The organism is Amycolatopsis sp. NPDC003676, assembly GCF_053587275.1.
The window spans coordinates 49,435-73,354 of sequence record NZ_JBSFNS010000038.1 but is presented as its reverse complement, the minus strand read 5'-3'; the positions used below and the strand labels follow the sequence as shown (position 1 = coordinate 73,354).

Below are 23,920 nucleotides of genomic sequence, written 5' to 3'. Positions count from 1 at the left end.
CGAGTCGTCGGTGATGACGATGCTCGGCGGGATCGGCTTGCCGTCCTCGAACTGCTGCAGCGTCTGGAACGCCAGCTGCCCGAACCGCGGGAAAGATGCCTTGACAAGCACCCCCAGACCGCAGGGACGCTTCATATCGGGGTGCGGGGGAGGGGCTGGGTGCTTCGATAGCGGGTGCACCAGTGGCGGTTGGTTGGTGGGAGGGGCTGGGTGCCTCGAGCGTTGGGTGCGGCGCGGCGGAGAGCGTGAAGGCTCCTTAAAGGAAGCCAAGTCCGTGAGGGTTCCCCTCACGGCGTGCGGAGGTCGTGAGGGGAACCCTCACGGACTCCGATTCCCTCAGGGGGTCCCTCACGACCTACCGCTGGCCTTGCGGGAAGTCCTGACCTGTCTCACGGAAAGGTCCCGCTGGTTCGCGGGGAAGTCCTGACCGGTCTCACGGAAAGGTCTCGCTGGTTCGCAGGGAAGAGTCCTGGCCGGTCTCGCGCGAAGTCCCCGGCTGGTTTCGCGGGAAGCGTTCCGATCCCCGGCGATCTTCAGCCAAGTTGGCTCGCAAGCGAGGCCCCGCGCACGGCACCAACCCAAGAACCCTCATCCGCACTAGCAAAGCAATGAAGGGACCCCTCACCCTTAACCATCCGTAGTCATGAACGGTCCCTTCACCCCACTCTTCAGCGACCGACAGCCACCGCCACCACTCGAATGGCGCAAGATCCTCACGCTCACCGGGAGTGACGGTAGGGTTTGGCCACTCTCGGCGTCGCTACTGGACAGAAAGTGGGAAGCAGACCTTGCACCCGGTCGGTCGAGCGCAGAGCATGGACGTCGTGTCCGACTTCCCCTATGCGCTGGTCGTCCCGTGGGCCCTGGTCGGCATCCTGGTGATCGTGGTGCTGGTCCTCGCCTTCCGGGCGCGCCGGCCCAAGGGCGTCATCCAGGACGCCGTTTTGCAGGCCGTCCACCGGATGTCCAAGGCCACGCCCAACCTCCGGGCGGGGCTCGACGAGGAGGCCGCCAACCGGATGACGGCGGAGCTGCTCGAGGTGCTCGACTGTCTCGCCGTGGGTATCACGGACAGTGAAGGCACGCTGCTGTCCTGGGCGGGCGAGGCCACCGATCACTATCTGGACGTCGTCGAGGACATCGGCACCGCGTTGCGCAAGCATCGGCGCGCCGTCGCTGATCACAACAAGATGCCCTGCAATCACCGGGGCACTTGCAAGATGAAGACCGCCGCCATCGTTCCCATTCTCGTTGAGGGCGAGGCTGAGGCGACGCTGATCGTGGTCGGGCGTACGCGCGGCAAGCTGGTGCAGATGGCTGAAGCCGTGGGGCAATTCGTCTGCACGCAGTTCGAGCTCGCGCGGCTGGAAGAGTCGCGCAATCAGTTGCAGCAGGCGGAAATCAAAGCACTGCGCGCACAAATCTCGCCGCACTTCGTCTACAACGCGCTCAACACGATCTCCGCGCTCATCCGCACCGACCCGGAGGAAGCGCGCGAACTGCTTCAGGACTTCGCGGACTTCACGCGCTATTCGTTCCGCACGTCCGGCATGTACACCACGCTCGCCGAGGAACTGCGCAACATCGACCGGTACTTGACCATCGAAAACGCTCGTTTCGGCGGTCGGCTCGAGGTGCGGATGAAGATCGCGCCCGAGGTGCTGAGCGTCGTGGTGCCGTTCCTGATCATCCAGCCGCTGGTGGAAAACGCCGTCAAACACGGTCTGGCGAGCAAGCCGAGCGGTGGCTGCGTCACGGTGATCGCGCGGGACGACGGGCACGAAGCGTTGATCACGGTCGAGGACGACGGCATCGGCATGGATCCGCGGCAGCTCACCGACCTGCGCAACGCGCACCGCACTGGCGCGCACGTCGGGCTCGGCAACATCAACCAGCGGATGCGGCAGGTATTCGGCGAGGATTACGCGCTCACCGTCGAAACCGCGCCGGGTGCGGGGATGAAGGTCGCGTTGCGGGTGCCGAAGTTCAAGCTCGGCGTGCGGCCGAACATGCCGGACTACTCCGCCGACGTCCCGCAGCAGCCGCCCGCGCCGGTCGAGCCCGAACCGGAACCCGACGGAGTGCACGGCTCGCGTTCGGGAATGCTGCCCGCGCACTGAACTGGTTAGCCTGGGCAGATGAGCGTGACCGACAAGCTGACTTCCCGCCTTCCCGTGCTCGGCGACCGGGGCGACCGCAAGGACGTGGTCGCCGTCGTGAAGCTGCACGGCGTGATCACGCCGACGCCGTCGCCGCTGGCCCGCGGCGCGATCAACCTCGGTGCCGTCGAATCCGCGCTCACCAGGGCGTTCGCGCACGACCGGCTCAAGGCGGTCGCACTGCAGATCAACTCGCCCGGCGGCGCGCCGACGCAGTCCGGCCTGGTCGCGGAGCGGATCCGGCAGCTGGCCGACGAAAAGGGCGTGCCGGTCCTGGCGTTCGCCGAGGACGTCGCCGCGTCCGGCGGATACTGGCTCGCGTGCGCGGCCGACGAGATCTACGCGCACCGGACGTCCATGGTCGGTTCGATCGGCGTCATCAGCGGCGGGTTCGGGTTCACCGGGCTGCTCGAACGCTTCGGCATCGAGCGCAGGCTGCACACCGCGGGAGCGAACAAATCGCGGCTCGACCCGTTCAGCCCGGAGAAGCCCGAGGACGTCGAGTGGCTGAAGAGCATGCACAGCCAGCTGCACGAACTGTTCGTCGAATGGGTCAAGGAACGCCGCGGCGACCGGCTGACCGATTCCACCGATCTGTTCACCGGAGACGTCTGGCTCGGGCAGAAAGCCGTCGACCTCGGCCTCGTGGACGGGCTCGGTTCGCTGCGCGAGATCGTCACCAAGCGGTACCCCGGCGCGGAGATTTCCGTGGCCGAGCCCAAGAAACCGCTGCTCGCACGGCTCGGGATCGGTACCCCGGCGGCGGCGAGCGCGCTGCTGGACGCGGTCACCACGAAGGCGGCTTGGTCGCGTTTCGGGCTGTGACAGCTGGTGAGCGGCGACTCCGGTACGCCACTCACAAGCGGCTCTCTCGGCTGGGGTCTGGACAATGCACCTCGCAATCGGCAGGATGCGTCTCACTGTGAGTGCTCACGACGACACCCGGAAACTCATCGTCCTTGCCGTGGACGACGAGCTGGCCGGGCTGGACGAACTCAGCCACGGACTCCAGAACAACCCGCACATCCACCGCGTTTTCCAGGCCTCGGACGCCTCCGACGCGCTGCGGCTGTTCTCGCACGACGACCCGGAATTGGCTGCCCGGCGGGCAAGCGGCCTGCCGACGGTCGACGCCGTGTTCGCCGACATCGACATGCCCGGCCTGTCCGGGATGGAGATGTCGCGCGTGATCGCGGCGATGAACCCGTCGCCGGTGCTGGTGTTCGTCACCGGGCACGCCGAGGAAGCGGTGAACGCGTTCGACCTCGGCGCGGTCGACTACGTCCTGAAGCCGTTCCAGCAGGACCGGCTCGACCGGTCCGTCGCGCGCGTGCGCGAGAAGCTGGCCACGGTCGCGGGCCCGCCCGCCGGACAGGGCGGCGCCGAGCCGGTGAAGAACGACGACGAGGTCATCCCGGTCGAACTCGCCGGCACCACGAAGCTGATCCCGCGTTCGTCGGTCCGCTGGGTCGAGGCCCAAGGCGACTACGCGCGACTGTTCACCACCGAGGGCAGCCACCTGGTCCGGATCCCGCTCGCCCAGCTGGAGGAACGCTGGGAGAAGGCCGGATTCGTGCGGATCCACCGGTCGTTCCTGGTCGCGCTGCCGCTGATCACCGAAATGCGGATGGGCCAGGGCGGCTACCAGGTCGTGATCGGCAACGAGGAGAAAGTCCTGCCGGTCAGCAGGCGGCACACCCGGGCCTTGAAGGACCGCATCGTCGGTTCCGGCCGGGGCGGCTAGCCGTCGATGTCCTCGCCCGAAGACCCTTACCACCGGCTCTCGAACGGCGTCCGCGAACCGGACCCGACGCTGGGCGTGCGGCCGGAGGACCGCGCGGTGGTCGAACCGGTGCCGCCGGCTCCCGAACCCGCTCCGCGCTCCAGCGAACCCGCGCACGTGCGGCCGAAACGGGAAAAAGTGGTGCTCGCCGATTCGCGGCAGTCGTCCGGGCGGATGCGCGGGCGGGTCGAGCTGGAAGAGCAGACCAGCTGGGGAAAACTGCTGGTCCGCGACCTGGTGAAGGTGCAGTTGCGGACGTCGGTGTGGCTGGCCGTGTTCGTGCTGGTCGTGCTCGGGATGCTGCCCGCGTTGTTCTACTTCCTCCCGGCGGTCGCGCGGTTCACCGTGATCGGCATCCCGATCCCGTGGCTCGTGCTCGGCCTGCTTCCGTTCCCGTTCCTCTTCGCCGTCGGCCTCTGGTACAACCGGCTCGCCGAACGGCACGAACGCGACTTCGTCGACATGATCGAGAACTGACCCGCGCGGGGGATGCGCGCCGTGGTGGCGGCGCGTCGTCAAACCGTGTGGTCGTGCGAGGATTCACGCCGTGCAGCTGACCCCGTGGACGTTGACCGGCTTGGTGCTGGTCGCCTTCGCGACGTTCTACCTCGGCTTCCGTTCGTCGCGCGGTGCCACCAGCACGCACGATTTCCTCGTCGCCCGCCGCACCGTGCGCTCCAGCCGCAACGCCGCGGCGATTTCCGGCGAATACCTGTCGGCGGCGTCGTTCCTCGGCGTCGCGGGCATGGTGCTCAAGCAAGGTGCCGACGCGACCTGGTACCCGATCGGCTTCACCGCCGGGTATCTCGCGCTGATGCTCTTCGTCGCCGCACCGCTGCGCCGGTCCGGCGCGTACACGCTGCCGGACTTCGTGGAGGCCCGGCTCGGCTCGATCGGGCTGCGCCGGTTCGCGACCGCGGGTGCGGTGTTCATCGGGATTCTTTACATGGTCCCGCAGCTGCAGGGCGCGGGGCTGACGCTCGCGCAGATCGTTCCGGTACCGGCGTGGGTCGGCGCGTTGGTGGTCATCGTCTTGGTCGCGGGCAACGTGATGGCCGGCGGGATGCGTGCGATCACCGTGGTCCAGGCGTTCCAGTACTGGCTCAAGCTGTTCGCGATCGCCGTGCCGACTTTCGTACTGTGCATGGTTTTCTTCTCCGGCGGCGGCCCGGGCGGCTTTCGTGCGCTCGGTGCGCCCGCGCCGCCGGTGTTTCCGTCGGAAACCAAGGTGACGGTGCAAACCGACGTCACCGTGAAGGTCACCACCGAGACGTTCTTCTACGCACACGGCCACATCGACGGCGGTCCCGCGGGCGGCATGGCGCGCTGGTCGCCGCTCGTGCCGCACAAGGTGTCCTCGGGCACGACGCTGGAATTCGCCGCGGGCACGCCGGTGCCGATCGTGAGCGACGCGCCCACGTCGAACGACGCGTGGCTGCATCCGGCGTCGAACGGCATCACCGACCTGCTGCAGACGTACTCGCTGATTTTCGCGCTGTTCCTCGGCACCATGGGCCTGCCGCACGTGCTGGTCCGCTTCTACACCAACCCCGACGGCAAGGCTGCGCGCCGAACGACCGTGCACGTGCTGTTGCTGCTCGGGCTGTTCTACCTGTTCCCGACGATGCTGGGCGCGCTCTCGCGGATGTACGTGCCGCAACTGCTGCTCACCGGCAACACCGACGCCGCCGTGCTGCTGCTGCCGACCGCGGTGTTGCCGGGTTGGCCAGGGCAGATCCTCGCCGCGGTGGTGGCGGCGGGCGCGTTCGCGGCGTTCCTGTCGAGCTGCTCGGGACTGCTGGTGAGCGTGGCCGGGGTGGTGTCGACGGACCTGCTGCCGGGCCGGGTCAAGGATTTCCGGGTCGCGACCCTGCTGGTCGCGATATGCCCGATGGTGCTCACGCTGATCTTCCGCACCGAGGACATCTCGCTGTCGATCGGGATGACGTTCGCGCTCGCCGCGTCGACGTTCAGCCCGCTGCTGCTGCTCGGCATCTGGTGGCGCAAGCTCAGCTGGCCGGGCGCGCTGGCCGGGATGGTCGTCGGCGGCGGGCTGGTGCTCGGCGCGCTGGCGTACAACATCGTGTGCGAGTACACCGGAGACAAGATGCCGTGGTTCACCGTGCAGCCCGCGCTGATCTCGGTGCCCGCGGCGTTCCTGGCGACCTACGTGGTGAGCAGGCTGACCCGGTCCGGCCGCCCGGAACTGGTGAACGACATCATGCTGCGCCTGCACGCCCCCGACCCGCTCGGCCTGATGCGCGACCGCGCGGTCGCCCGCTTCGGCCAGGCCGACGAGAAGCTGCGCGCCAGCCGGGGACGACACCGCAAGGGATAGCGGTTAGCGTTCCTCACACGCGTACAACGTCATGACATGGGAGCATGGAACCTGTGGTGAGCCCTGCTGAAATTCCGACCGCTGAAGTCCGCGACCTTCCCGCGGACGTCGCACTGCTCGACGTCCGCGAGGACGACGAGTGGGCCGCCGGGCACGCCCCCGCCGCGGTGCACATCCCGCTCGGCGAACTGCCCGCGCGCGTCGGCGAACTCGCCGAATTCCCCGAGGACAACCCGGTCTACGTCATCTGCCGCTCCGGCGGCCGCTCGGCGCGCGCCGCGGCCTGGCTGAACGCCAGCGGCTGGGACGCGGTCAACGTCGCGGGCGGCATGGGAGCCTGGGCCCGCGAAGGCCGTCGCATGGTGAGCGAAAACCCCGACACTGAACCCGAGGTTCTCTGACGGATGCCTGCCCAGTCTGTTCCCGAGCCGCCGGAGTCCGCGGACCCGGCGTCGTTCGTTCCTGGCTTCGGCCGCGACGAAGGGGACGCTGGGGACGGTGCCCGGCCGGGTTCTGGGTCGCCGGTTGAGGCTGGCGGTTCTTCGGGGGGTTATGGGCAGCCTTCTGGCGTGGGCCATGCCGGGTCGGCTGGGGCTTCGCAGTCTCAGCCTGGCCAGGCTGGTGGTGCGGACGCGGAGTCGACTGGGCGCGAGCAGTTCGCCGCGCAGTCGTATCCGGCTCAGCCTGGCCCCGCGCAGTCGTATCCCGTTCAGCCCGGCAGCGCGAGTGCGCAGCCCACCGGCTTTGCCCAGCCGGGCCCGCCGCCGCAATCCGGTGCGCAGCCGTATCCCGGCGGTGCTGCCCAGCCAGGCATGCCTCCGTACCCCGGCCACTGGGCGCAGCCGCAAGCCGGGCCCGCGCATCCCGGCCAGCAGTTCGCCAATCCGTACCAGCCGCAGTACCCCGCGCATCCGCAATACCCGGCGCAGGCGTACCCGCGCCCGTTCACCGCCGCCCCGCAAGGCGCGGTCCACCGACCGGCTCAGCAACAGCCGCAGCCGATTCCGCCGAAGCGCGCGGCCAAACTGCGCTGGGTCGCCTCCCCGCCGCCGAGTGCCGTCCGCCGTCGCCGCGCCGTGCCTGCGACGCCCTATTCCGGTCCGCCGTCCTATCCGGTGCCGCCGCGATGGGGCTTCCCGAATCTCACCTGGCGCCGTCCGACGAACGTGCCCGGCACCGCGTCCGGCGAGGTCCGGCCGATCGACCGGATTCCGGTGCTCGCGCGGAGCCTCACGACGATCCTCTGGACGTTCGCCGTCCTCGCGGTGATCGCGGCGGTGGCGGAGATCTGGCGGTACGCGCTCCTCGTCGAAAGCCGCGATTCCGCGCTGAACACCAGCGTCGTCGGGTTCTCCGATGCGTTCGTGATGCTCGCCGGGCTGCTCACCACGATCTTCTCGCTGCTGCCAGCGGGACTCTCGGTTTGGTGGCTGCTGGTCGCCCGGCAAGCCGCCGCCGACGAAGCCGGTGAAGCGCCGCCGCGGCCGGTCTGGCAGGTGCTCGTGAGCGTGCTGGTGCCGATCGTGAACCTGCCGCTCGCGTTGTCCGTGGTCAGCGAACTGGAGCACGCCGTGCTCCGCCGCCCCCGCGACGCGCGGCCGAAGCCCTCGCGGCTCGTGCTCGGCTGGTGGGGCACGTGGCTGGCGAACTGGGTGCTGCTGGTCGTCACGATCATCTGGCGCATCCGGCCGGGCGTGCAGGCGATGGCGGACAGCGTCCTGCTGGTCGCGCTTACCGACCTCGCCGCGGCCGCGCTCGCGATCGTCACCGCGCTGGTGATCCGCCGGTTCTCGCATCTGCTGATGCCGATCGCCCCGGAACGGCTGCGCGACCTCCGCGTGCTCAAGATCGAGGGCGCGCCGGAGCCGGAACTGCGGACCGCGCGGCCGGTCGGCGCCGCGCGTTAAAGGTCGCCGAGCGCCGGTTCCAGCTGGCCGAACGCGACCGCCGCCGAGTTCCGGATCTGCTTCACCAGGTCGTCCATTGTGACGTCTTGCCAGATCAGCTGCCAGACGTCGTCGAACAGCAGACGCAGCACTGACGTGAGGTGCGCCCCGGCCGTCCGCGACAGCATTTCGCGGTCCGGGTGCCGGTCGAGCAGCGCGGCGACGAGCTGGTTTTCCCGGTCGGCGTGCATGTCCCGGAGCGCGGACGTGAGGCGTTCGCTTTGCCGCACCATCCGCACGAAGGACACGTCCGCGAACCCGAGCAGCGCGCTCGTCTTGTCCAGTTCGGCGAAGAACCCGTCCCGCACGGCGTCCAGCGCCGGCTTCTCCGGATCGGCCCGGACCAGGTCCGCGGGCCAGTCCACGAAATCCGTCCGGATGTCGAAGACCAGGTCTTCCTTCCGGCTGAAGTGATTCGTCACGGTCATCTTGGCGACGCGTGCCGCCTCCGCAACCTCGGCGATCGTGACCTGGTCGAACCCGCGCCGGATGAACAGCCGCGTCGCCACCGCCGAGATCGTCTGCCGGGTCTCCAGTTTCTTCTGCTCCCTGAGGCTCACCCCGGTCACTGTACTAGGTCCGACCTAAAATTGTGCTTGACCCATTAACTAGGTTCGACCTAATCTCAGGTCCGACCTAATGAAGGGGGTGACTCGACTCGATGACCACGCAGCTTCCGGTCTCCGATGCCGGGCTTCGCAGGCTCGGCGGGGTGCTGATCCTGGGCGCCGTGCTGTCGATCCTCGACGCGACGATCGTGTCGGTCGGGATCGGCGTGATGGCGCGTGACCTGGACAGTTCGCTGCCGACCGTGCAGTGGGTGGCGAGCGCGTACCTGCTGGCCGCCTCGCTCACCATCCCGCTGTCCGGCTGGCTCGCCGACCGATTCGGCGGCCGTCAGGTGTGGATCGTGGCCGTCGGCTTGTTCACGCTGGGCACAGTGCTGTGCGGGTTCGCCTGGTCAGCGCCGGCGTTGATCGCGTTCCGCGTACTGCACGGCCTAGGCGGCGGTCTCATGCAGCCAGTCGGTCAGGCGATCTTCGCGCAGGCGGCCGGCCCTCGGCTGGGCCGGATGATCGGCGTCGTCACGCTGCCCGCCACCGTCGCGCCCGTGCTGGGCCCGATGCTGGGCGGCGCACTCGTCCAGGATCTGGGCTGGCGCTGGCTGTTCTTCGGAATCGTCCCGTTCGGCGTCGCTACCTTGCTGCTCGCCGTCCGAGTGCTGCCGCGCGAGAAACCAACGGGCACGCGCGACCCGCTAGACGTCCGCGGCCTGCTATTGCTCCCGCCAGGACTCGGCGCACTCGGCTACGGCCTGGGCGAAGGCTCCACCGCGTTCGCCATCGCCGGTGCCGTGCTGCTCATCGCCTATGCCTGGCACGCCCGTCGTGTTGCGGTGCCGCTGCTGGACCTGAAGTTGTTCGCGCACAAGGCTTTCACTGTCGCGAGCGCGAGCACCTTCTTGCTGGGCGCGTCGCTGTACAGCTCGATGTTGCTGCTTCCGCTTTACTACCAACAAATCCAGCACACGTCCGCCCTAGCCGCCGGACTCCTCCTAGCGCCACAGGCCTTAGGCTCCGCCGTCGTCCTCATCGCAGGCGGGAAGCTGTTGGACCGCTTCGGCTCCCGAACCGTCATGCTCACCGGCATCGCACTGTCCCTCGTAGGCACCATCGCCTTCACCCAACTCGGAGATTCCCCAAGCCCGACCCTGTTGACAGTTTCGTTGCTGATCCGTGGGTTCGGCCTAGGCGCGACGGCCACCCCCGGCATGACGATGTTGTACACCTCGCTGGAACGCGCCCAAATCCCCCGAGCGGCGAGCGCGATCAACGTCGTCAACCGCATCGGCGGCTCGCTGGGCACAGCGTTGCTGGTAGCCGTCCTGCACGCGCAACCGCCTGGTGCCGCCGCCTTCGGTACCACTTTCACCTGGGCGCTAGGCCTCTCGCTGCTGAGCTTTATCCCCGTCCTCTTCTTCCCGAAAGGATCCCGCGCATGACGCTGCGCCTCCTGGCCGTGCACGCCCACCCCGATGACGAATCAAGCAAAGGCGCCGCGACGCTAGTCCGCTATGCACGCGAAGGCGTCGACGTCCTAGTAGCCACCTGTACCGGCGGCGAGCGCGGCGATGTACTCAACCCAACCTTGAACCGAGAGGACGTCCGACGGGATCTGCCTGCCATCCGCCGCCGAGAAATGGCTGATGCAGCAAGGATTCTCGGCATCCGGCAAACTTTCCTGGGCCACGAGGACTCGGGTATGACGGAACCTTCTCCCTGTGGAAGCTTTGCCGAAATCCCTTTAGCTGAAGCGACAAAACCACTGCTGGACCTGATGCGGGAATTCCGTCCACAGGTAGTGATCACCTACGACGAAACCGGCGGTTATCCACACCCCGACCACATCCGCACCCATGAGGTCACGACCGCCGCGTTCGACGAGTCCGACGACGGCACCCCGCGCAAGCTCTACTACCTGGCCACCCTCAGCCGATCCTGGTTCGAAGCCATGCACGAGGCGACCCTCGCCGCTGGCCAAGAGTCGATGATGGGCCCCGTCCTGGAAGAACTCCCGCCGACGGACGTGCTCACCGTGACCACCCGAATCCGCTGCGAAGAACACTTCGCGACCCGCGATGCCGCGTTGCGCGCGCACGCCACACAGATGGATCCGGCGCACCCGTTTTTCGCGCACTCCCGCGAGATCGAACGAAAAGCCTGGCCCTGGGAGGACTACTACCTGGCCCGCACGAACGGCCCGGTCGAGATCGGTGCGGGATTGGAGGACGACTTGTTCGCGGGTTTGCGGTGAGTGCGCTGCTCGGGGAGAGGCTCTCGGTTGCCCGCGCGGACTCGACGGTGGTTTCGGCGGGTGCGCCATGGTGAGTGCGGTGTGCCGGGCCGTTCGCGGGGTTGCGCTGAGGCCGCTGCCAGGTGATCGTTTCGGTGCGGCGGTGCGGCGGTGCGGCGGTGCGGCGGTGCGGCGGTGCGGCGGTGCGGCGGTGCGGCGGTGCGGCGGTGCGGAGGGAGATCTCGGCGGAAGCATCCATTGTGGACGGATCTCCGCCGGAGACCAGCGCGATTATCCAGCACTCACCACCCCAAACCCGCGAAATTCAGGCAGTCACTGGCAAACTCCGCAGCCCCCGGATCACGAACTCCGGCCGACGCTCCGGCACCGCCGCCAGTCGCAACTCCGGAAGTCGCTTCGTCAGCGCAGTCAACGCCGCCGCGATCTCCACCCGGGCCAGCGGCGCTCCGACGCAATAATGGATCCCCATCCCGAACCCGAGGTGTGCGTTCGGCGACCGGCCGACGTCCAGGGTGTCCGGAGCATCGAACACCTTCGGATCGCGCGCCGCGGCACCCAGCAACGCCCCGATCTTCGAGCCCTTCGCCACCCGATGACCGGCGATTTCCACCTCCTCCGTCGCCGTGCGCTCGAACAACTGCAACGGCGAATCGAAGCGGATCAGTTCTTCCACAGCCGAGTCCAGCAACGTTGGGTCGGACCTAAGCCGCTCCCATTCCGTGCGGTGGGTCAACAACGCGGTCACCCCGTTGCCGATCACGTTCACCGTCGCCTCGTGGCCCGCCATCAGCAGCAGGACCGCGGTGGCGACTACCTCGTCCGGGGTCAGTTCGCTCGCGGTCAGGTCCCGGACGATCCCGCGCGGGGAGCCAGCGACGACGTCGCGCAGGTAGGCCACGAAATCGGCCGCGGCTTGCTCGGCAGCGTCGCGGCCGTCCTCGGACAGGCCGTATTCGTACATCTTCACGATGGCGTTGCTCCACGCCACCAGCTGCGAGCCGTCCGAGGTCGGGACGCCTAACAGCTCCGCGATGACCGCGACCGGCAACGGCTGTGCCAGATGTTCCAGCAGGTCCGCGCTGCCGTCAGCGGCGATTTTCGCGGCCAGAGTGTCCACCATGGACTCCGCGAGTTCCGCGACCATCGGACGCAACCGCTGCACGTGGCCCCGGCCGAACTCGCCCGCGATGACGCGGCGCAGGCGGGTGTGCGCGGGCGGTTCGTTCTCCAGCAACGAGTTGCGGTGCAGCAGGTTGAACGATGCGAACCGTTCCAGCGGCTGCGCGTCGGTCCAGATTCGGCCTAGTCCGCGGTGCCGGAGAACGGCGGCGGACGCGGCGTGCGAAACCGTGATCGCGATGCCGAGGCCGTCATGCTGGTGCACCTCGCCTTCGGCGCGCAGCGCGGCGAACGCGGGATACGGGTCGGCGAGGAAGGCGGGATCGCGAGGGTCGAACACGAGCAGACTCTAACCCGCGAGCCCGCGTACCCAATCGCTTCGATAGCGTCTGACACCGAGTTCCAAGGAGGCTGAAATGGGTAAAGGCGCGCGTAAGAAGGGTCCCAAGCCGGACCGCAAGCCGAAGGTGCGCGACGTCTTCGTCGGGCAGCCGTTCGAGGGTCTGGCGGCGGAGCCGGAGCTGATCGCGTTGCGCGAGTTCGTCCCGTCGGCCACGGCGAAGCTCACGCTCGCCGACGGCGGCGACGTCACGCTCGGCACAGTGCTGCCCATGGCCGCCGCGGCGTTCGTTCGTTCGGACGGGGAGCGCTTCCTCGGCCTCCAGGTGCAGACGCGTTCCTCCGACATCAGCCGCGACCTCGGCCGCGCGCTGCGCTGGCTGCTCGAGGCCGGGCCGGGCGACGTGCTGTCAGTGCCGGACACGACGTCGCCGACCGACCCGGACGAGCACAACCGGCTCCAGGACCTGCTCGTGCCGAGCGCGGAGCTGCAGGTCGACCTCCACACCGACTTCGCCTGGTGGCTGCCCGAGGACGCGGACGCGACCGGCGACGTCGCGGTCTCCCTTGAGCGCGCCAACGCCGCGATCATGCCCACCGACCGGCTCGGTTCCGGCGCGTACTGGGTGCTCGCCGGCGAGAAGGCGCACCTGCGCTGGGTCCGCCCGGAGCCGGAGAACCTGCTGCTGCAAGCGCTTGCGCGACTGTCCGCGGCCGGCACGCTCGGCCTCGGCGAGGGCACCCGCTACGCCGGTTCGTTCCGCGCGCACGGCCTGCTCGTCCCGGTGTGGGACCTCGACCCCGAGGCGCACGCGCGGGAGTGGGCCGAGCCCAAGGAGCAGCTCGGCGCCCGGCTGGACGAGGCGCTCAAGTCGCTCGACTCGGAGCCGCTCAACGCCACCGAGCGGCGTGCCCGCGACGGTCTCATCGGGCGGCAGCTCACCATTCGCTGACACATCCACATGTGGACAACTCGACCTGAGTTGTCCACATGTGGGTAAGTCGATGGGACGATCACAGCGTGATCCTCCACATCTGCACCCGCGACGAGTGGGCCGCGGTGCCCGAAGACGGCGAATACCGCGCGCCTTCGCTCGAAGACGCCGGATTCATCCACTGCTCGGACCCTGGCACCGTCGCGCTGCCCGCCAACGCGCTTTTCCGCGGCCAAGACGGTCTGGTGCTGCTGGAAATCGACCCCAAGCTGGTCGACGCGCCCGTCCGCTGGGAGGACGGGGACCCGCCGGACCCGCGCGGAATCCAGTTTCCGCACATCTACGGCCCGATCCCGCGAAACGCTGTGGTCTCGGTACACGATTTCCCCACTGACTCCGGCGGTGCCTTGAAGCTGCCCGAGTCGCTTTCCGTGCGCTGACCTCAGTTGTCCACAGCTACGGAAAGTAGCGACGGAGACGGGACAACCCCGGGGGGCGCTCATGCGTGGTGGGGATGACGAGGAACCGTCGCTCGACGCGGTCATCCGGGGAGGGGGCGATACGGTGACAGCAGCCGCGTTGCCCCTCGCGAGCGGAGATCCGCCGTGGGCCGGGCCTCAGGCGGAAGCCGTCAACACCACCGCGGACTTCGGCGACTTCGTGCGCGAAGCCCTGCCCGGCCTGCTCCGCTACGGCCACGTGCTCACCGGAAATCCGCACGACGCCGCGGACCTGGTCCAGACCGTGCTCGAAAAGATGGGCGCGCGCTGGTCGTATGTGCAGCAGAAGACCGGCGACCCGCTGGCCTACGTGCGGCGTTCGATGGCGAACGCGCACGTCAGCCGCTGGCGCCGGACGCGGCGGGAGAACCTCGTCGCGGACCTGCCGGAGACCAGCCCGAGCGCGCCGAAGGATCCGTTCGAGCACGAGCCGCTGTGGCAGGCGCTGCGCGACCTCCCGCCGCGGCAGCGCACGGTGATGGTGTTGCGGTACTACGAAGGACTGTCCGAAGTGGAAATCGCCAAGGCGCTGGACATCAGCCAGGGGACGGTGAAAAGCCAAGCGAGCAAGGCCATCGCGTCCTTGCGGGCGAAACTGAAAAACCAGGAAGGAGGTGACGCGGGGTGAGCGAGTCCGACGATCTGGAACAGCGCCTCCGCGCCCTCCTCACGGACGACCGGCTGGCCGTCCAACCAACCGAGGACGCCGCGTCGGTCATCCTGGCGGGCGCACGTCGGCGGCGGCGCAGGCAGCGCGTCCTGACGTCCGCGGCCGGAGCGGCGTGCGTGCTCGCGGTCGCGTCGGCCGGTCTCGTGGTGATCCAGTTGCGCACGCCGCCGGCGGCGACTGACTTCACCGCCCAGCAAGTCGCGTCGGCCCAGCCCACGGTGCCTTCTTCGGTACCCGAGCCTCCTTCGAGCGCTGAATCGACGCAGGTGCAAGCGCCGGTCGAATCGTCGGAGCACGGTACGGCCGAACCGCCGGTGCCGCCCGCGCATCCGCACCACACGAAGCCGGCACCGCCGAAGACCACGCCGACGAAGGCCGCTTCCGGAGCGTTGGTGACCTCGGACGGCCTGGGCGCGGTGAAGCTCGGCATGACCGAGCAGCAGCTCACGGACCAGGGCATGAAGCTCACGGCGGTCAAAGAGTCGGCTGGCTGCACGTACTACGACGTCAGCGGCGCTGGCGTTCCCGCCGCGACAGCGGTCGTTTCGCCGGACAACGGCGTGGTCGCGGTGAAGCCTGACGGTGCCGCGCATACCCCGGAAGGCGTGGGCGACGGGACGCCGAAGGACCAGGTCACGTCGACCTATCCAGGTACGTCGGAGTCGGGGAGCGCGCTCGTTTCGCCGACCGGCGACCAGGGGGCGTATCACTTCACGCTGAATTCGGACGGGGCTGTCCAGGCCATCGAGGTCCGGGCGAAGACGCAGGACTGCGCCGGCTGAAAATTCCGCGGGCCGATGTCGATCTGGCTGTGCGCCGCTCGTGTAGCGGGTGACGGGCCGGCTCGCGGTCCGCGGAAGCGGAAGGACATTCCCGATGCGTTCGATCAGCGTCATCCTGAGCACCACCCTCGACGGCGTCGTGCAAGGCCCCGGTCGCGGCGATGAGGACACCCAGGACGGATTCGACCTGGGCGGCTGGGGCAACGGCTACGGCGACGACGTTATGGCGCGCGAGATGGGGAAGGGCATGGACCGGCCTGGGGACATGCTGTTCGGCCGGCGTACCTGGGAGGACTTCGCCACCGCGTGGGGGCCGCGGACGGACGGGAACGTGTTCACCGCGCACATGAACGCTGCGACGAAGTACGTCGTCTCCACCACCCTCGACAACGCCGGCGCCTGGCAGAACTCGGTGCTGCTGCGCGGCTCGGCGGTGGAGACTGTGGCTGAGCTGAAAGCCTCGCCCGGCAAGGACCTCGCGATCATCGGCAGCGTTTCGCTCGTGCGCTCGCTGCACGCCGCCGGACTGGTCGACACCTACACGTTGCTGATCCACCCGCTGACGCTCGGCAAGGGCTCGCGGCTTTTCGAGGGACCCGCGCCGCTGACCAAGTTCACGCTCGTCGGAAGCGTCGCGACCACCACCGGCGTGCTCATCGCGCACTACGCGCGGCACTGAAGTTATCCACAGGGGGAAGCCCGGTTGTCCACAATGGGGACAACCGGGCTTCCGGACGTGCTTGAGCTACTACAGCGCGCCACCCGCGACCGGGGGCATCCCGGCGTCCGCGCCGGCGTCGCCGACGGCCTCGCGGTGCAGGAACTTCTCGATCTCGTAGACGTTGTCACCCGCGCGGCGCGCGACCGTGACCAGCGTCGACATCTGGGAGATCTCCTCGACCTGCTCCTTGAGGAACCACTGGGTGAACTGCTCGCTGATGTAGTCCTCCTCGGCCCGGGCGGCCTTCGCGAGCGCGGAGATGTCGGCGGCGACCTCCTTCTCCTGCTCCAGCGCGAGCTCGATCAGCTCGAGCGGGGAGGAGAAGTCGTTGCGCACCTGGCCGGTGCCGGGGATCTCGACGTGGTGGTCCCGGTCGAGCATGTACTGGACGAGCGCCATCGCGTGATTGCGCTCCTCGACGGACTGCTTGTAGAAGTGCTTCGCGAGCTGCGGAAGGTCCTCGTTGTCGAACCAGACCGCGAGCGCGATGTACTGCTGGGAGGCGTTGAACTCGTTGTGGATCTGCGCCTGCAGCAGTTCGTAGAACTTAGAGCGCGGTTCTTTCTTCGTAGCGGCCATGTCCATCACGGTACGTCAATGTCCGATTGTTTTCCACTTTTGGCTGGTGATCTCCACCCTATTAGGGTTACCATTCCTCAAGAAGGAAATACTTATTTCGGTTAGCCTTCCCTTAATGTGTTTGCCCTTATTAAGGAAAGGCTAACTTCGCCCGCGCAGGGGTCAGTGCCGCTTCGGCGGGGGATCGCGGCGCACCGGGCACGACATGCAGCGCGGGCCGCCGCGTCCGGATCCCAGCTCGGACCCGGTGATCGGCAGCACCTCGATTCCCGCCTCGGTGAGCCGTTCGTTGGTCTCCGCGTTGCGTTCGTACCCCACGACCACGCCCGGGGCCAGTGCCAGCGTGTTGTTGCCGTCGTCCCACTGTTCGCGCTCCGCGGTGACCGGGTCGAGGCCGGTGTCGATCACCCGCAGCCGGTCGATCTCCATCGCCTCCGCGGCGGCTTCGAGGAATGGCGTCGGGCCGGCGACTTTCACGCCGCCGTCGCCAGTCGGTTTGATGGTGAACGCGGTCAGGGAATCGCGGGCGAGCGGATACATTACGACGGCATCGACATCGACCATCGTGCATACGGTGTCGAGATGCATCGTCGCGCGCGATTGTTCGATCGGCACCGCGACGACGGTATGCGCGAGTCCGTCGGCGAATACGGAACGGGCGAGCGATTCGGCGCCGGCCGGAGTGGTGCGTTCGCCGACGCCGATCGCGACGACACCGGGGGCCAGCAGCATCACGTCGCCGCCTTCGATCGGCGCGGAATGTGCGCCGTAAGCGCGGGCGGCGTGGCGGAATCGCGGGTGGTAGGCGTAAATCAGGTCGAGCAGCGCCGTCTCCCGCCGCCGTGCGGGCATGGTCAGCGACGAGATCGCGACGCGGTCGCCGATCCATGCCGACGAATCGCGGGTGAAAAGCAGATTGGGCAACGGATCGACGGCGAAGTCGCGCGGATTGTGCATCATCCGCACCAGCGACGCGCCCTCGGCGGACGGCAGCTCCTCGAACGTCATGCCCGCCATCAGGACCTCGGCGAGCGTGGGCGCGTCGACGCTCGTCAGATGCGACCTCAGCGAGTCCGCGAGGTCGTTTCCGAGACGACGGTCGTCCACCGCGGCGTGGACGCCGGCGGCGTGCGCGCGCTGATCTTCGAGCGCGGTGCGGAGAACGTCGGCCAGCAGCAGCACTTCGACGCCGCGGCCGCGCAGGACGTCGGCGAACGCGTCGTGCTCCTGCTGCGCGCGGCTCACCCACGGGATGGAGTCGAAAAGAAGCTTGTCGTTGTTGCGGGGAGTGAGCCGTTTCAGCTCGTTTCCCGGCCGGTGCAACAGGACTGCCCGCAGCGGCCCGACTTCGCTGTCCACCCTGGGAGGTGCGGTCATCTCGCTCGTCTCGCTCACAAAACGGAGCCTAATGAGCGGGCATCACGGGAGCCAGGAAAGACGGCCTTTCAGCAACGAATAGCCGACGAAGGACACCACATCGAACAAAGTATGCGCGGCGATGAGCGGCCACAGCCGGTTGGTCCGCTGCCACACGCGGCCGAACACCAGGCCCATCACGAGGTTGCCGACGAACCCGCCGAACCCTTGGTACAGGTGGTAGGAACCGCGAAGTACCGCCGCGCCGAACAGCGACGCGTTCTCGCGCACGCCGAGTTGCCGCAGCCGCGTGAGCAGATAGCCGATCACGAGCACTTCCTCGGCGAAAGCGTTGCCGAACGCGGAAAGCGTCAGCGCGATCGGCCGCCACCAGGTATCGCCCAAAGTGGACGGTTGCACCGCGAGGCTGAAGCCGAGGTGATAGGAGATGAAGTACAGCGCGAGCCCGGGAATGCCGATCAGCGCGGCGATTCCGACGGTGATGAGCGCGTCGGAGCGGATGCGGCGGCTCAGGCCGATTTCCCGCAGCTTCAGCCCGGCCCGCCACAGCAGGTACAGCCCGAGCCCGCCCCAGCCGATCAGCTGCGCGGCGCTCAGCAGTTGCTGAAGCAGGTCCAGCAGGCTCGCGGCGGCGCGCGGAACGTTGAGCTGGACTTGCTGCTGCGCCAACGGGGTCGGGCGCAGCAGAGAGTCCACAAGGGACAGCAGACTGCGCGCACCGGACAGCCCGAGGGTGATGCCGAAGACGAGGACCAGCTCGATCTTGACCGCGCGCCGCTCGCGGGCGTCGGTGATCGGAGCCGGGAACGCCGGAAGTGTCGGATTGAGCCAGGAACGCAGGCCCGATGGCCCTCCGGAACGCTCTGTGGTGCGCATGAACGCACGCTACCGTCGGGGTATGCCGAGGACTATCGCCACCAACACGAAGGTCGAGCGCGCCGAGCTGGTCGCGTTCCTCAAGCAGCGGCACCACGCGATCCTGGTGACCACCCGCGCCGACGGACGGCCGCAGCTGTCCCCGAACACGTGCGGCGTCGACGACGAGGGCCGGATCGTCATCGCGACGTATCCGAAGCGCGCGAAGGCGGTGAACCTCCGGCGCAACTCCCAGGTGTCGGTGTGCGTGCTGTCGGACGAGTGGAACGGCCCGTGGGTGCAGGTCGACGGGACCGCGGAGGTGATCGACCTGCCGGATTCGGTCGAGCCGCTGGTCGACTACTTCCGCAGCATCTCCGGCGAGCACCCCAACTGGGACGAGTACCGCGAGGCCATGCGCAAGCAGGGCAAGAGCCTGATCCGGATCACGATCGACCGCTGGGGCCCGATCGCGACCGGCGGCTTCCCTCCGGAGCTGGCGGACGACTGACGCCTCAGTCCTCGCCGTGCTGGTGGCGCAGGAACGGGCAGCCGAGCAGCCGCCGCAGTTCCGCCGCCAGCTGCGGCGGGCTGTCGACTGTCCGGGAGAACGCGAGGCGGACGTCGTGGTCGCCCGCCGCCGATTCGACGCGCAGGCGCAGGCCGTACCGGTCGAGGCCGAGCGGGCGGATCCGGCCGCCGCGCAGGTCCGCGGGCAGGTGCCGGGCCAGTTGTTCCACCACGTCCGGATGGTCGCTTTCCAGGTGCCGCAGCCAGTCGGCCTCGTAGTCGTGGAACGGGTCCGGCGGGGCCGCGCTGAACATGTGCGGCCGCAGCGAATGCGTGCCCTCCGCGTCGGCCAGCACCAGCGACGCCGGGGTCAGCCGGAGCAGCGTGAGGCCGTGACCGACGTCGAGGAGCCGGTGGTCCGGCCGCTGTTCGGCGATCGACACCGCACGCGCGCGGGCCGACACCGCCGTCAGCGGCCGGAGCCATCCGGTGATCCACAGCAGGCCGCGGACCGGTTCCCGCAGCGCTACCGGGGCGTGGTCGGCGAGCTCGACCATGACGGCGAGCTCGCCGCGCTGAGCCTGCCGGGACGCGCACACCATCGGGTGCTCGTCCGGCAGAAGAATGCTGACGCTTCCGCTGTGGTGCACGTGATGCAGGACGGGCTCGACGCGTTCGGCTTCGCAGCCGGCGCTTTCGACGGTCGGCATGATCGTCGCCGGGCCGCCTCGGGTCGCGATCGTCTTGGCGCGTTCGGCGGGGTTCGGCGCGGGCGGGCGGCGCACGGATACGGGTGCCTCGGTCACGGCTCACCTCCTACTTAGGTGAGCCTAACCTGAATTGCCACGCCAAGGGAAGGGCGCGGGCGAAGATCACCCACGAGGCGGGAAACTGCTGGTCAGAGGATCGGCAGAACGGCGGGAACGGGCGGATTCGACCGAGAGGGTCGCTTGATCCTCTGTTGAGACGGCCTCAGAACGCGTCCGCTGAGCGAACGATTTTGTCCTCTTGCCGTACGCTACTAGCGTGTCAGTCGTGTCAAGCGCTGTGGAACTCACGCCCCCCGGCCCCCGTGGAATTCCTCCCCTGTTCGCGCGGCTCGTCGACGACTCGGCGCTCTTCCCGCCCGCGGACGTCGCGATGCCGGAGGCGCTTCGCGCGCACTTCGCATCGCGCGGCGGAGAACACGCCGGGGTGCTCGGAGTTTTCCTCTGCCAGGCCTCGCGGCTGCCGGAGCTGATCACCGAGCTGATCAAGATCAAACCCAAGGAGCCGCTGCCGCTGTCGCTGATCATCGACACCGGGCTCGGCGGCGTTCCGAAGGCGATCTCGATCGTCGAATCGCGCAGCGAGCTGCTGTCGCTGCGGATGGTGGAGATGCCCGCCCCGTCCGACGTCGACGAGGTGTGGCTCGAGCGCGTCTCGGAGTTCGTGCCCGAGGACGTCATCCGGGTCGTCGAACCGCGCCGCGGCGTCGGCTGGCTGGACGGCGTGCGCAACGTGATCGAGCACGGCAGCTGGCCGAAGATCCGCTGCGGCGGCAAGGCGGGGGAGAACTTCCCCAGCGTCGACGAGGTCGCCGACTTCCTGTCCGTGGTCAGCGGCTCGCCGGGGGCGTCGTTCAAGGCGACGAACAGCCTGCACCGCGCGGTCCGGCACGTCGACGCGGAGACCGGCTTCACGCATCACGGCTTCCTGAACCTGCTGGTCGCGTCGGCGCGCTGCCTCTCCGGCGGCGACGTCCGCGAAGCGCTGGAGTCGACCGACGGCAAGGCCCTCGCCGACGAGGCGCGCGCGTTGCCGGAGCCGGCCGCCAAGGCGGTGCGGGAGCTTTTCGGGTCGTACGCGGCGGCTTCGTTCGCCGAGCCGGTGGCCGACCTGGGTGAACTCGGACTGTTGTGAGCACGGAGGGGTCGCTGACCCTCGACCGCGGTCTGGCGCTGCTGCAGGCGGTGGCCGATTCGGGCGAGCAGGCGGCGACCATCTCCGAACTCGCGGTGACCATCGGCGCGAGCCGCGCGGCGGTGTACCGGCTGCTGGTGCCGTTGGCCGAACGCGGCCTGATCTGGCGAGACGGCACCAAGGTGCGGCTCGGCGTCGGAGTGCTGCGGCTGGCCGGTCAGGTGCTGCCACAGCTGCGCGAGGCCGCGCGGCCGGTGTTGCGCGAGCTGGCCGAGAAGGTCGGCGCTACGGCGCATCTGACGGTCGCGCAGGGCGATCACGCGCAGGCGGTCGCGGTGGTCGAGCCGTCGTGGACGAGTTATCACGTGGCTTACCGGGTCGGCAGCAGGCACGCGCTCGCTGCCGGTGCGGCGGGGCGGGCGATGGCATTGCGGCCCGGCGGCACTGACAAGTGGACCGTTTCGACGGGCGAGATCGAGGCTGGTGCTTCGGGGGTGGCCGCGCCGGTGCGCGGGGTGCCTGGGCTGCGGGCGAGCGTCGGGGTGATCTCGCTGGAGCCGTTGGCTTCGGACGAGGTCGGGCCGCTGGCGGTGGCGGCGGCGGTGAAGCTGGCCGAGGTGCTGCGGACCTAGCGGCGGGACGCGGCGACCAGCGGCCGGACCATGGTCAGCAGCAGCGCCAGGTCCACCGTGAACAGCAGCCGCTCGAACAGCCCGAGCGTCACTTCCTGCTGCGCGGGCCCGGTGATCAGGGTGAACACGAAACCGCCCAGCACCACCGCCACGCTGGCGAAACTCGCGGCGGCCAGCCAGCGGATCGTGGTGCGGCGCGGCTCCCACGGACACGCGCGACCGCCGCGCCGGGTCAGCAGCCAGGCGGCCGTGGGGAGCGCGAGGAACGCGGTGAGGGCGGCGGCGTTGTGCAGCTGGCCGTCGAAGGAACGGGCTTCGCCGTTCGGGTCGACGGGGACTGTCGCGCAGATCGTGAGGCCGGCGCACCAGACGCCGAGCAGGAGGACGACCGCGGGCGAGCGGCGAGCCTTGACGAGCCCGGCCAGCAACGCCAGCGAACCCAGCGCGAGGGCCAGGCACATGAAGGCGAACAGCCGCGCGGCCGAGTGGTCGCCGAGCCTGCCGTAGACGTACTCCGACAGCGTCTGCCAGATCGGGCTGATTTGCGCGGAGAGCCGCAGGTGCAGATCCGTCGCGATGAGCACGGCCGCCCCGATGCCGACCAGCGCGAGCCTGCCGTGCACCGGCGAAACCGGCGATACGGCGGCGCGGGAAGGGGTCGGCACGGGCACTCCTCGGCGGTCATGGCGGAGGCCATGGCGTCACCGGGGGTTCACCTGGTCCTCGTTCGGGGGTTCCGAAGAGGTTACCTGGCGTTCCTGTGAAACCGCGGTTACCAGAGCAGCTGGGCCAGCGCGAACGCGGCGAAACCGGCGAACACGAACCCGGCGACCCGCTGGATCAGCTTGGGCCGGATCCGGTCGCGGATCTTGGAGCCGATGAACACCGCCAGCCCGGCGACCGACACCAGCGCGGCGAACGCGCCGACCCCGACCGCGAACGGGTTGCCGAGGCGGGCGACGAGACCGGCGGTCGCCAGCTGCGAGGCGTCGCCCCACTCGGCGGCGAAGAGCACGCCGAACGACGTGAGCGCGGAGCGCAGGAACGAAACCGGCCCGGGGCCGGAGCGGGAGGCGTCCTCGCCCGCTTCGCTGCCTTCGCTGAAGCCCTCGCGCAGCAGCAGGAACGCGCCGACGCCGAACATCGCGGCGACCAGCACCGAAACAAGGGTTTCCGGCAAGAGCGTGAGCAGACTGCCGAAAGCGACCGCGATCACGCATTGCACGGCGAATGCCACGCATACTCCGGCGAATACCGGCCAGGCGCGGAAACGGGTGGTGAGCACGAGGGTCGCGACGAGCGTCTTGTCCGGCAGCTCGACGGCCAGTACCAGGCCGAACGCGCTGAACAGAGCGATCAATGCGGGAGACATGGGTTCGTGCTCACCCCTTTCACTGCAACGATAAAGGGGAGGTTCAGAAAACCGCAAGCTGATGGGTTTCGCGAATTGCCTGATAAGGTCGGCAGAATGCTGCCCGCCGGTTAGCCGGATAATTTTTTTCGGTGCGCCGAATTCTGTTTTCCGGCTGCGGTACGGTGCGGGTCATGTCTGCTGACCACGTCGTCGTCATCACCACCGTCGACTCCGAGGCCGCCGCGCGCACCATCGCCGCGAGCGCCATCGAGGCCCGGCTCGCCGCGTGCGCCCAGATCGTGGGGCCGATCACCAGCGTTTTCCGGTGGGAGGACGAGGTGCAGACGGCGGCCGAATGGCGGGTCGAGTGCAAGACGGCCGCGGACCGGTCCGGCGCGCTGGAGGAGTTCCTGAACGTGCGGCATCCGTACGACTTGCCCGAGGTCGTCGTCACGCCGATCGTCGGCGGCAGCCCGCGGTACCTGTCGTGGCTCGTGGAGGAGACGCGCTAGCCGCCACCTGATCGGGGGTAGCTCGGCTCGTTCCCTTCGCTGGGTTTAGGCAGGTCGGCGGGACGTTGGTCCCGGCTTGTTCAGGACGTGTTG

The 23,920-nt window shown here is 68.7% G+C and carries 26 protein-coding genes; 18 read left to right on the top strand and 8 right to left on the bottom strand.

The genetic code is table 11. From position 1 onward, the window contains the following. Window positions 1-815: 815 nt before the first annotated feature. The 7 genes from ACWDNU_RS22830 (at window position 816) to ACWDNU_RS22800 (ending at window position 8,187) form a co-directional block, all read left to right on the top strand. Entirely contained in the window at window positions 816-2,120 is a 1,305-nt protein-coding gene (locus tag ACWDNU_RS22830) for a sensor histidine kinase (protein WP_370932645.1), read from the top strand. Between the two features lie 18 nt (window positions 2,121-2,138). Further along, window positions 2,139-2,984 carry a S49 family peptidase gene (locus ACWDNU_RS22825; RefSeq protein WP_449670379.1) on the top strand — a complete coding sequence of 282 codons (846 nt, stop codon included), beginning with the start codon at window positions 2,139-2,141 and terminating at the stop codon, window positions 2,982-2,984. An 85-nt stretch (window positions 2,985-3,069) separates the two neighbouring features. After that, window positions 3,070-3,903, top strand: a complete 834-nt coding sequence (locus tag ACWDNU_RS22820) for a LytR/AlgR family response regulator transcription factor (protein ID WP_182893611.1) — start codon at window positions 3,070-3,072, stop codon at window positions 3,901-3,903. A gap of 6 nt (window positions 3,904-3,909) precedes the next feature. Further along, window positions 3,910-4,419: a hypothetical protein gene (locus ACWDNU_RS22815; RefSeq protein WP_449670378.1), complete on the top strand. Its 510-nt coding sequence runs from the start codon at window positions 3,910-3,912 to the stop codon at window positions 4,417-4,419. 70 nt (window positions 4,420-4,489) lie between these two features. After that, window positions 4,490-6,280, top strand: a complete 1,791-nt coding sequence (locus tag ACWDNU_RS22810) for a sodium/solute symporter (RefSeq protein WP_449670377.1) — start codon at window positions 4,490-4,492, stop codon at window positions 6,278-6,280. Window positions 6,281-6,324: 44 nt separating this feature from the next. Then, window positions 6,325-6,681, top strand: coding sequence for a rhodanese-like domain-containing protein (locus tag ACWDNU_RS22805; protein ID WP_238603641.1), 357 nt, complete (start codon window positions 6,325-6,327; stop codon window positions 6,679-6,681). Between the two features lie 411 nt (window positions 6,682-7,092). Beyond that, on the top strand, window positions 7,093-8,187 hold the full coding sequence (locus ACWDNU_RS22800; protein WP_449670380.1) for a DUF4328 domain-containing protein: 1,095 nt from the start codon (window positions 7,093-7,095) through the stop codon (window positions 8,185-8,187). On the opposite strand, the gene ACWDNU_RS22795 is transcribed toward ACWDNU_RS22800, so the two are convergent. Continuing rightward, the gene (locus ACWDNU_RS22795) at window positions 8,184-8,786 is read right to left on the bottom strand and encodes a TetR/AcrR family transcriptional regulator (protein ID WP_449670376.1); all 603 of its coding nucleotides are present in this window, start codon (window positions 8,784-8,786) and stop codon (window positions 8,184-8,186) included. The two genes, ACWDNU_RS22800 and ACWDNU_RS22795, sit on opposite strands and share 4 nt — an antisense overlap. Window positions 8,787-8,887: 101 nt before the next feature. Here ACWDNU_RS22795 and ACWDNU_RS22790 point away from each other — a divergent pair, with 101 nt between their 5' ends. Next, complete coding sequence (locus ACWDNU_RS22790; protein ID WP_449670375.1) at window positions 8,888-10,228, top strand: DHA2 family efflux MFS transporter permease subunit; 1,341 nt, start codon at window positions 8,888-8,890, stop codon at window positions 10,226-10,228. Continuing rightward, window positions 10,225-11,040 carry a mycothiol conjugate amidase Mca gene (gene mca / locus ACWDNU_RS22785; protein WP_449670374.1) on the top strand — a complete coding sequence of 272 codons (816 nt, stop codon included), beginning with the start codon at window positions 10,225-10,227 and terminating at the stop codon, window positions 11,038-11,040. Before ACWDNU_RS22790 ends, mca begins: the two co-directional genes overlap by 4 nt. 304 nt (window positions 11,041-11,344) lie before the next feature. On the opposite strand, the gene ACWDNU_RS22780 is transcribed toward mca, so the two are convergent. Next, window positions 11,345-12,499 (bottom strand): cytochrome P450, encoded by a 1,155-nt coding sequence (locus ACWDNU_RS22780; RefSeq protein ID WP_449670373.1) that lies wholly within the window; start codon window positions 12,497-12,499, stop codon window positions 11,345-11,347. A 76-nt stretch (window positions 12,500-12,575) separates the two neighbouring features. Between ACWDNU_RS22780 and ACWDNU_RS22775 the strand changes: the two genes are divergently transcribed. The 5 genes from ACWDNU_RS22775 (at window position 12,576) to ACWDNU_RS22755 (ending at window position 16,064) form a co-directional block, all read left to right on the top strand. Continuing rightward, on the top strand, window positions 12,576-13,451 hold the full coding sequence (locus ACWDNU_RS22775) for a DUF5926 family protein (protein ID WP_449670372.1): 876 nt from the start codon (window positions 12,576-12,578) through the stop codon (window positions 13,449-13,451). Between the two features lie 68 nt (window positions 13,452-13,519). Beyond that, on the top strand, window positions 13,520-13,873 hold the full coding sequence (locus tag ACWDNU_RS22770; RefSeq protein ID WP_449670371.1) for a DUF952 domain-containing protein: 354 nt from the start codon (window positions 13,520-13,522) through the stop codon (window positions 13,871-13,873). Window positions 13,874-13,934: 61 nt separating this feature from the next. After that, window positions 13,935-14,561, top strand: coding sequence for a SigE family RNA polymerase sigma factor (locus ACWDNU_RS22765; protein ID WP_354748662.1), 627 nt, complete (start codon window positions 13,935-13,937; stop codon window positions 14,559-14,561). Next, the gene (locus tag ACWDNU_RS22760) at window positions 14,558-15,385 is read left to right on the top strand and encodes a hypothetical protein (RefSeq protein ID WP_449670370.1); all 828 of its coding nucleotides are present in this window, start codon (window positions 14,558-14,560) and stop codon (window positions 15,383-15,385) included. The genes ACWDNU_RS22765 and ACWDNU_RS22760 overlap by 4 nt, the downstream gene beginning before the upstream one ends. 94 nt (window positions 15,386-15,479) lie before the next feature. After that, window positions 15,480-16,064, top strand: a complete 585-nt coding sequence (locus ACWDNU_RS22755) for a dihydrofolate reductase family protein (RefSeq protein WP_449670369.1) — start codon at window positions 15,480-15,482, stop codon at window positions 16,062-16,064. A 69-nt stretch (window positions 16,065-16,133) separates the two neighbouring features. On the opposite strand, the gene ACWDNU_RS22750 is transcribed toward ACWDNU_RS22755, so the two are convergent. The 3 genes from ACWDNU_RS22750 to ACWDNU_RS22740 form a co-directional block, all read right to left on the bottom strand. Then, window positions 16,134-16,685: a ferritin gene (locus tag ACWDNU_RS22750; RefSeq protein ID WP_370932631.1), complete on the bottom strand. Its 552-nt coding sequence runs from the start codon at window positions 16,683-16,685 to the stop codon at window positions 16,134-16,136. A 162-nt stretch (window positions 16,686-16,847) separates the two neighbouring features. Continuing rightward, window positions 16,848-18,044, bottom strand: coding sequence for an arginine deiminase (locus ACWDNU_RS22745; RefSeq protein ID WP_370940607.1), 1,197 nt, complete (start codon window positions 18,042-18,044; stop codon window positions 16,848-16,850). 60 nt (window positions 18,045-18,104) lie between these two features. Then, window positions 18,105-18,938, bottom strand: coding sequence for a CPBP family intramembrane glutamic endopeptidase (locus tag ACWDNU_RS22740; RefSeq protein ID WP_449670368.1), 834 nt, complete (start codon window positions 18,936-18,938; stop codon window positions 18,105-18,107). A gap of 22 nt (window positions 18,939-18,960) precedes the next feature. Between ACWDNU_RS22740 and ACWDNU_RS22735 the strand changes: the two genes are divergently transcribed. After that, complete coding sequence (locus ACWDNU_RS22735) at window positions 18,961-19,428, top strand: PPOX class F420-dependent oxidoreductase (RefSeq protein ID WP_344281945.1); 468 nt, start codon at window positions 18,961-18,963, stop codon at window positions 19,426-19,428. A 4-nt stretch (window positions 19,429-19,432) separates the two neighbouring features. Here the strand turns inward: ACWDNU_RS22735 and ACWDNU_RS22730 are convergent, their stop codons facing one another. Beyond that, window positions 19,433-20,233 (bottom strand): DUF2470 domain-containing protein, encoded by an 801-nt coding sequence (locus ACWDNU_RS22730; RefSeq protein WP_370932629.1) that lies wholly within the window; start codon window positions 20,231-20,233, stop codon window positions 19,433-19,435. Window positions 20,234-20,474: 241 nt separating this feature from the next. On the opposite strand from ACWDNU_RS22730, the gene ACWDNU_RS22725 reads away from it, so the two are divergent. Together ACWDNU_RS22725 and ACWDNU_RS22720 are read left to right on the top strand one after the other, a co-directional pair. Further along, a complete protein-coding gene (locus ACWDNU_RS22725) occupies window positions 20,475-21,329 on the top strand; it encodes a hypothetical protein (protein ID WP_370940606.1) in 855 nt (284 codons plus the stop codon). After that, a complete protein-coding gene (locus tag ACWDNU_RS22720) occupies window positions 21,326-21,961 on the top strand; it encodes an IclR family transcriptional regulator domain-containing protein (RefSeq protein ID WP_449670367.1) in 636 nt (211 codons plus the stop codon). The genes ACWDNU_RS22725 and ACWDNU_RS22720 overlap by 4 nt, the downstream gene beginning before the upstream one ends. On the opposite strand, the gene ACWDNU_RS22715 is transcribed toward ACWDNU_RS22720, so the two are convergent. Both ACWDNU_RS22715 and ACWDNU_RS22710 read right to left on the bottom strand, forming a co-directional pair. Next, window positions 21,958-22,626, bottom strand: coding sequence for a DUF998 domain-containing protein (locus tag ACWDNU_RS22715; RefSeq protein ID WP_370932627.1), 669 nt, complete (start codon window positions 22,624-22,626; stop codon window positions 21,958-21,960). The genes ACWDNU_RS22720 and ACWDNU_RS22715 overlap by 4 nt on opposite strands. Window positions 22,627-22,733: 107 nt before the next feature. Next, window positions 22,734-23,333, bottom strand: a complete 600-nt coding sequence (locus ACWDNU_RS22710; RefSeq protein ID WP_370932626.1) for a TMEM165/GDT1 family protein — start codon at window positions 23,331-23,333, stop codon at window positions 22,734-22,736. A 173-nt stretch (window positions 23,334-23,506) separates the two neighbouring features. Between ACWDNU_RS22710 and cutA the strand changes: the two genes are divergently transcribed. Further along, a complete protein-coding gene (cutA, locus tag ACWDNU_RS22705) occupies window positions 23,507-23,827 on the top strand; it encodes a divalent-cation tolerance protein CutA (RefSeq protein WP_370932625.1) in 321 nt (106 codons plus the stop codon). Window positions 23,828-23,920: the final 93 nt, after the last annotated feature.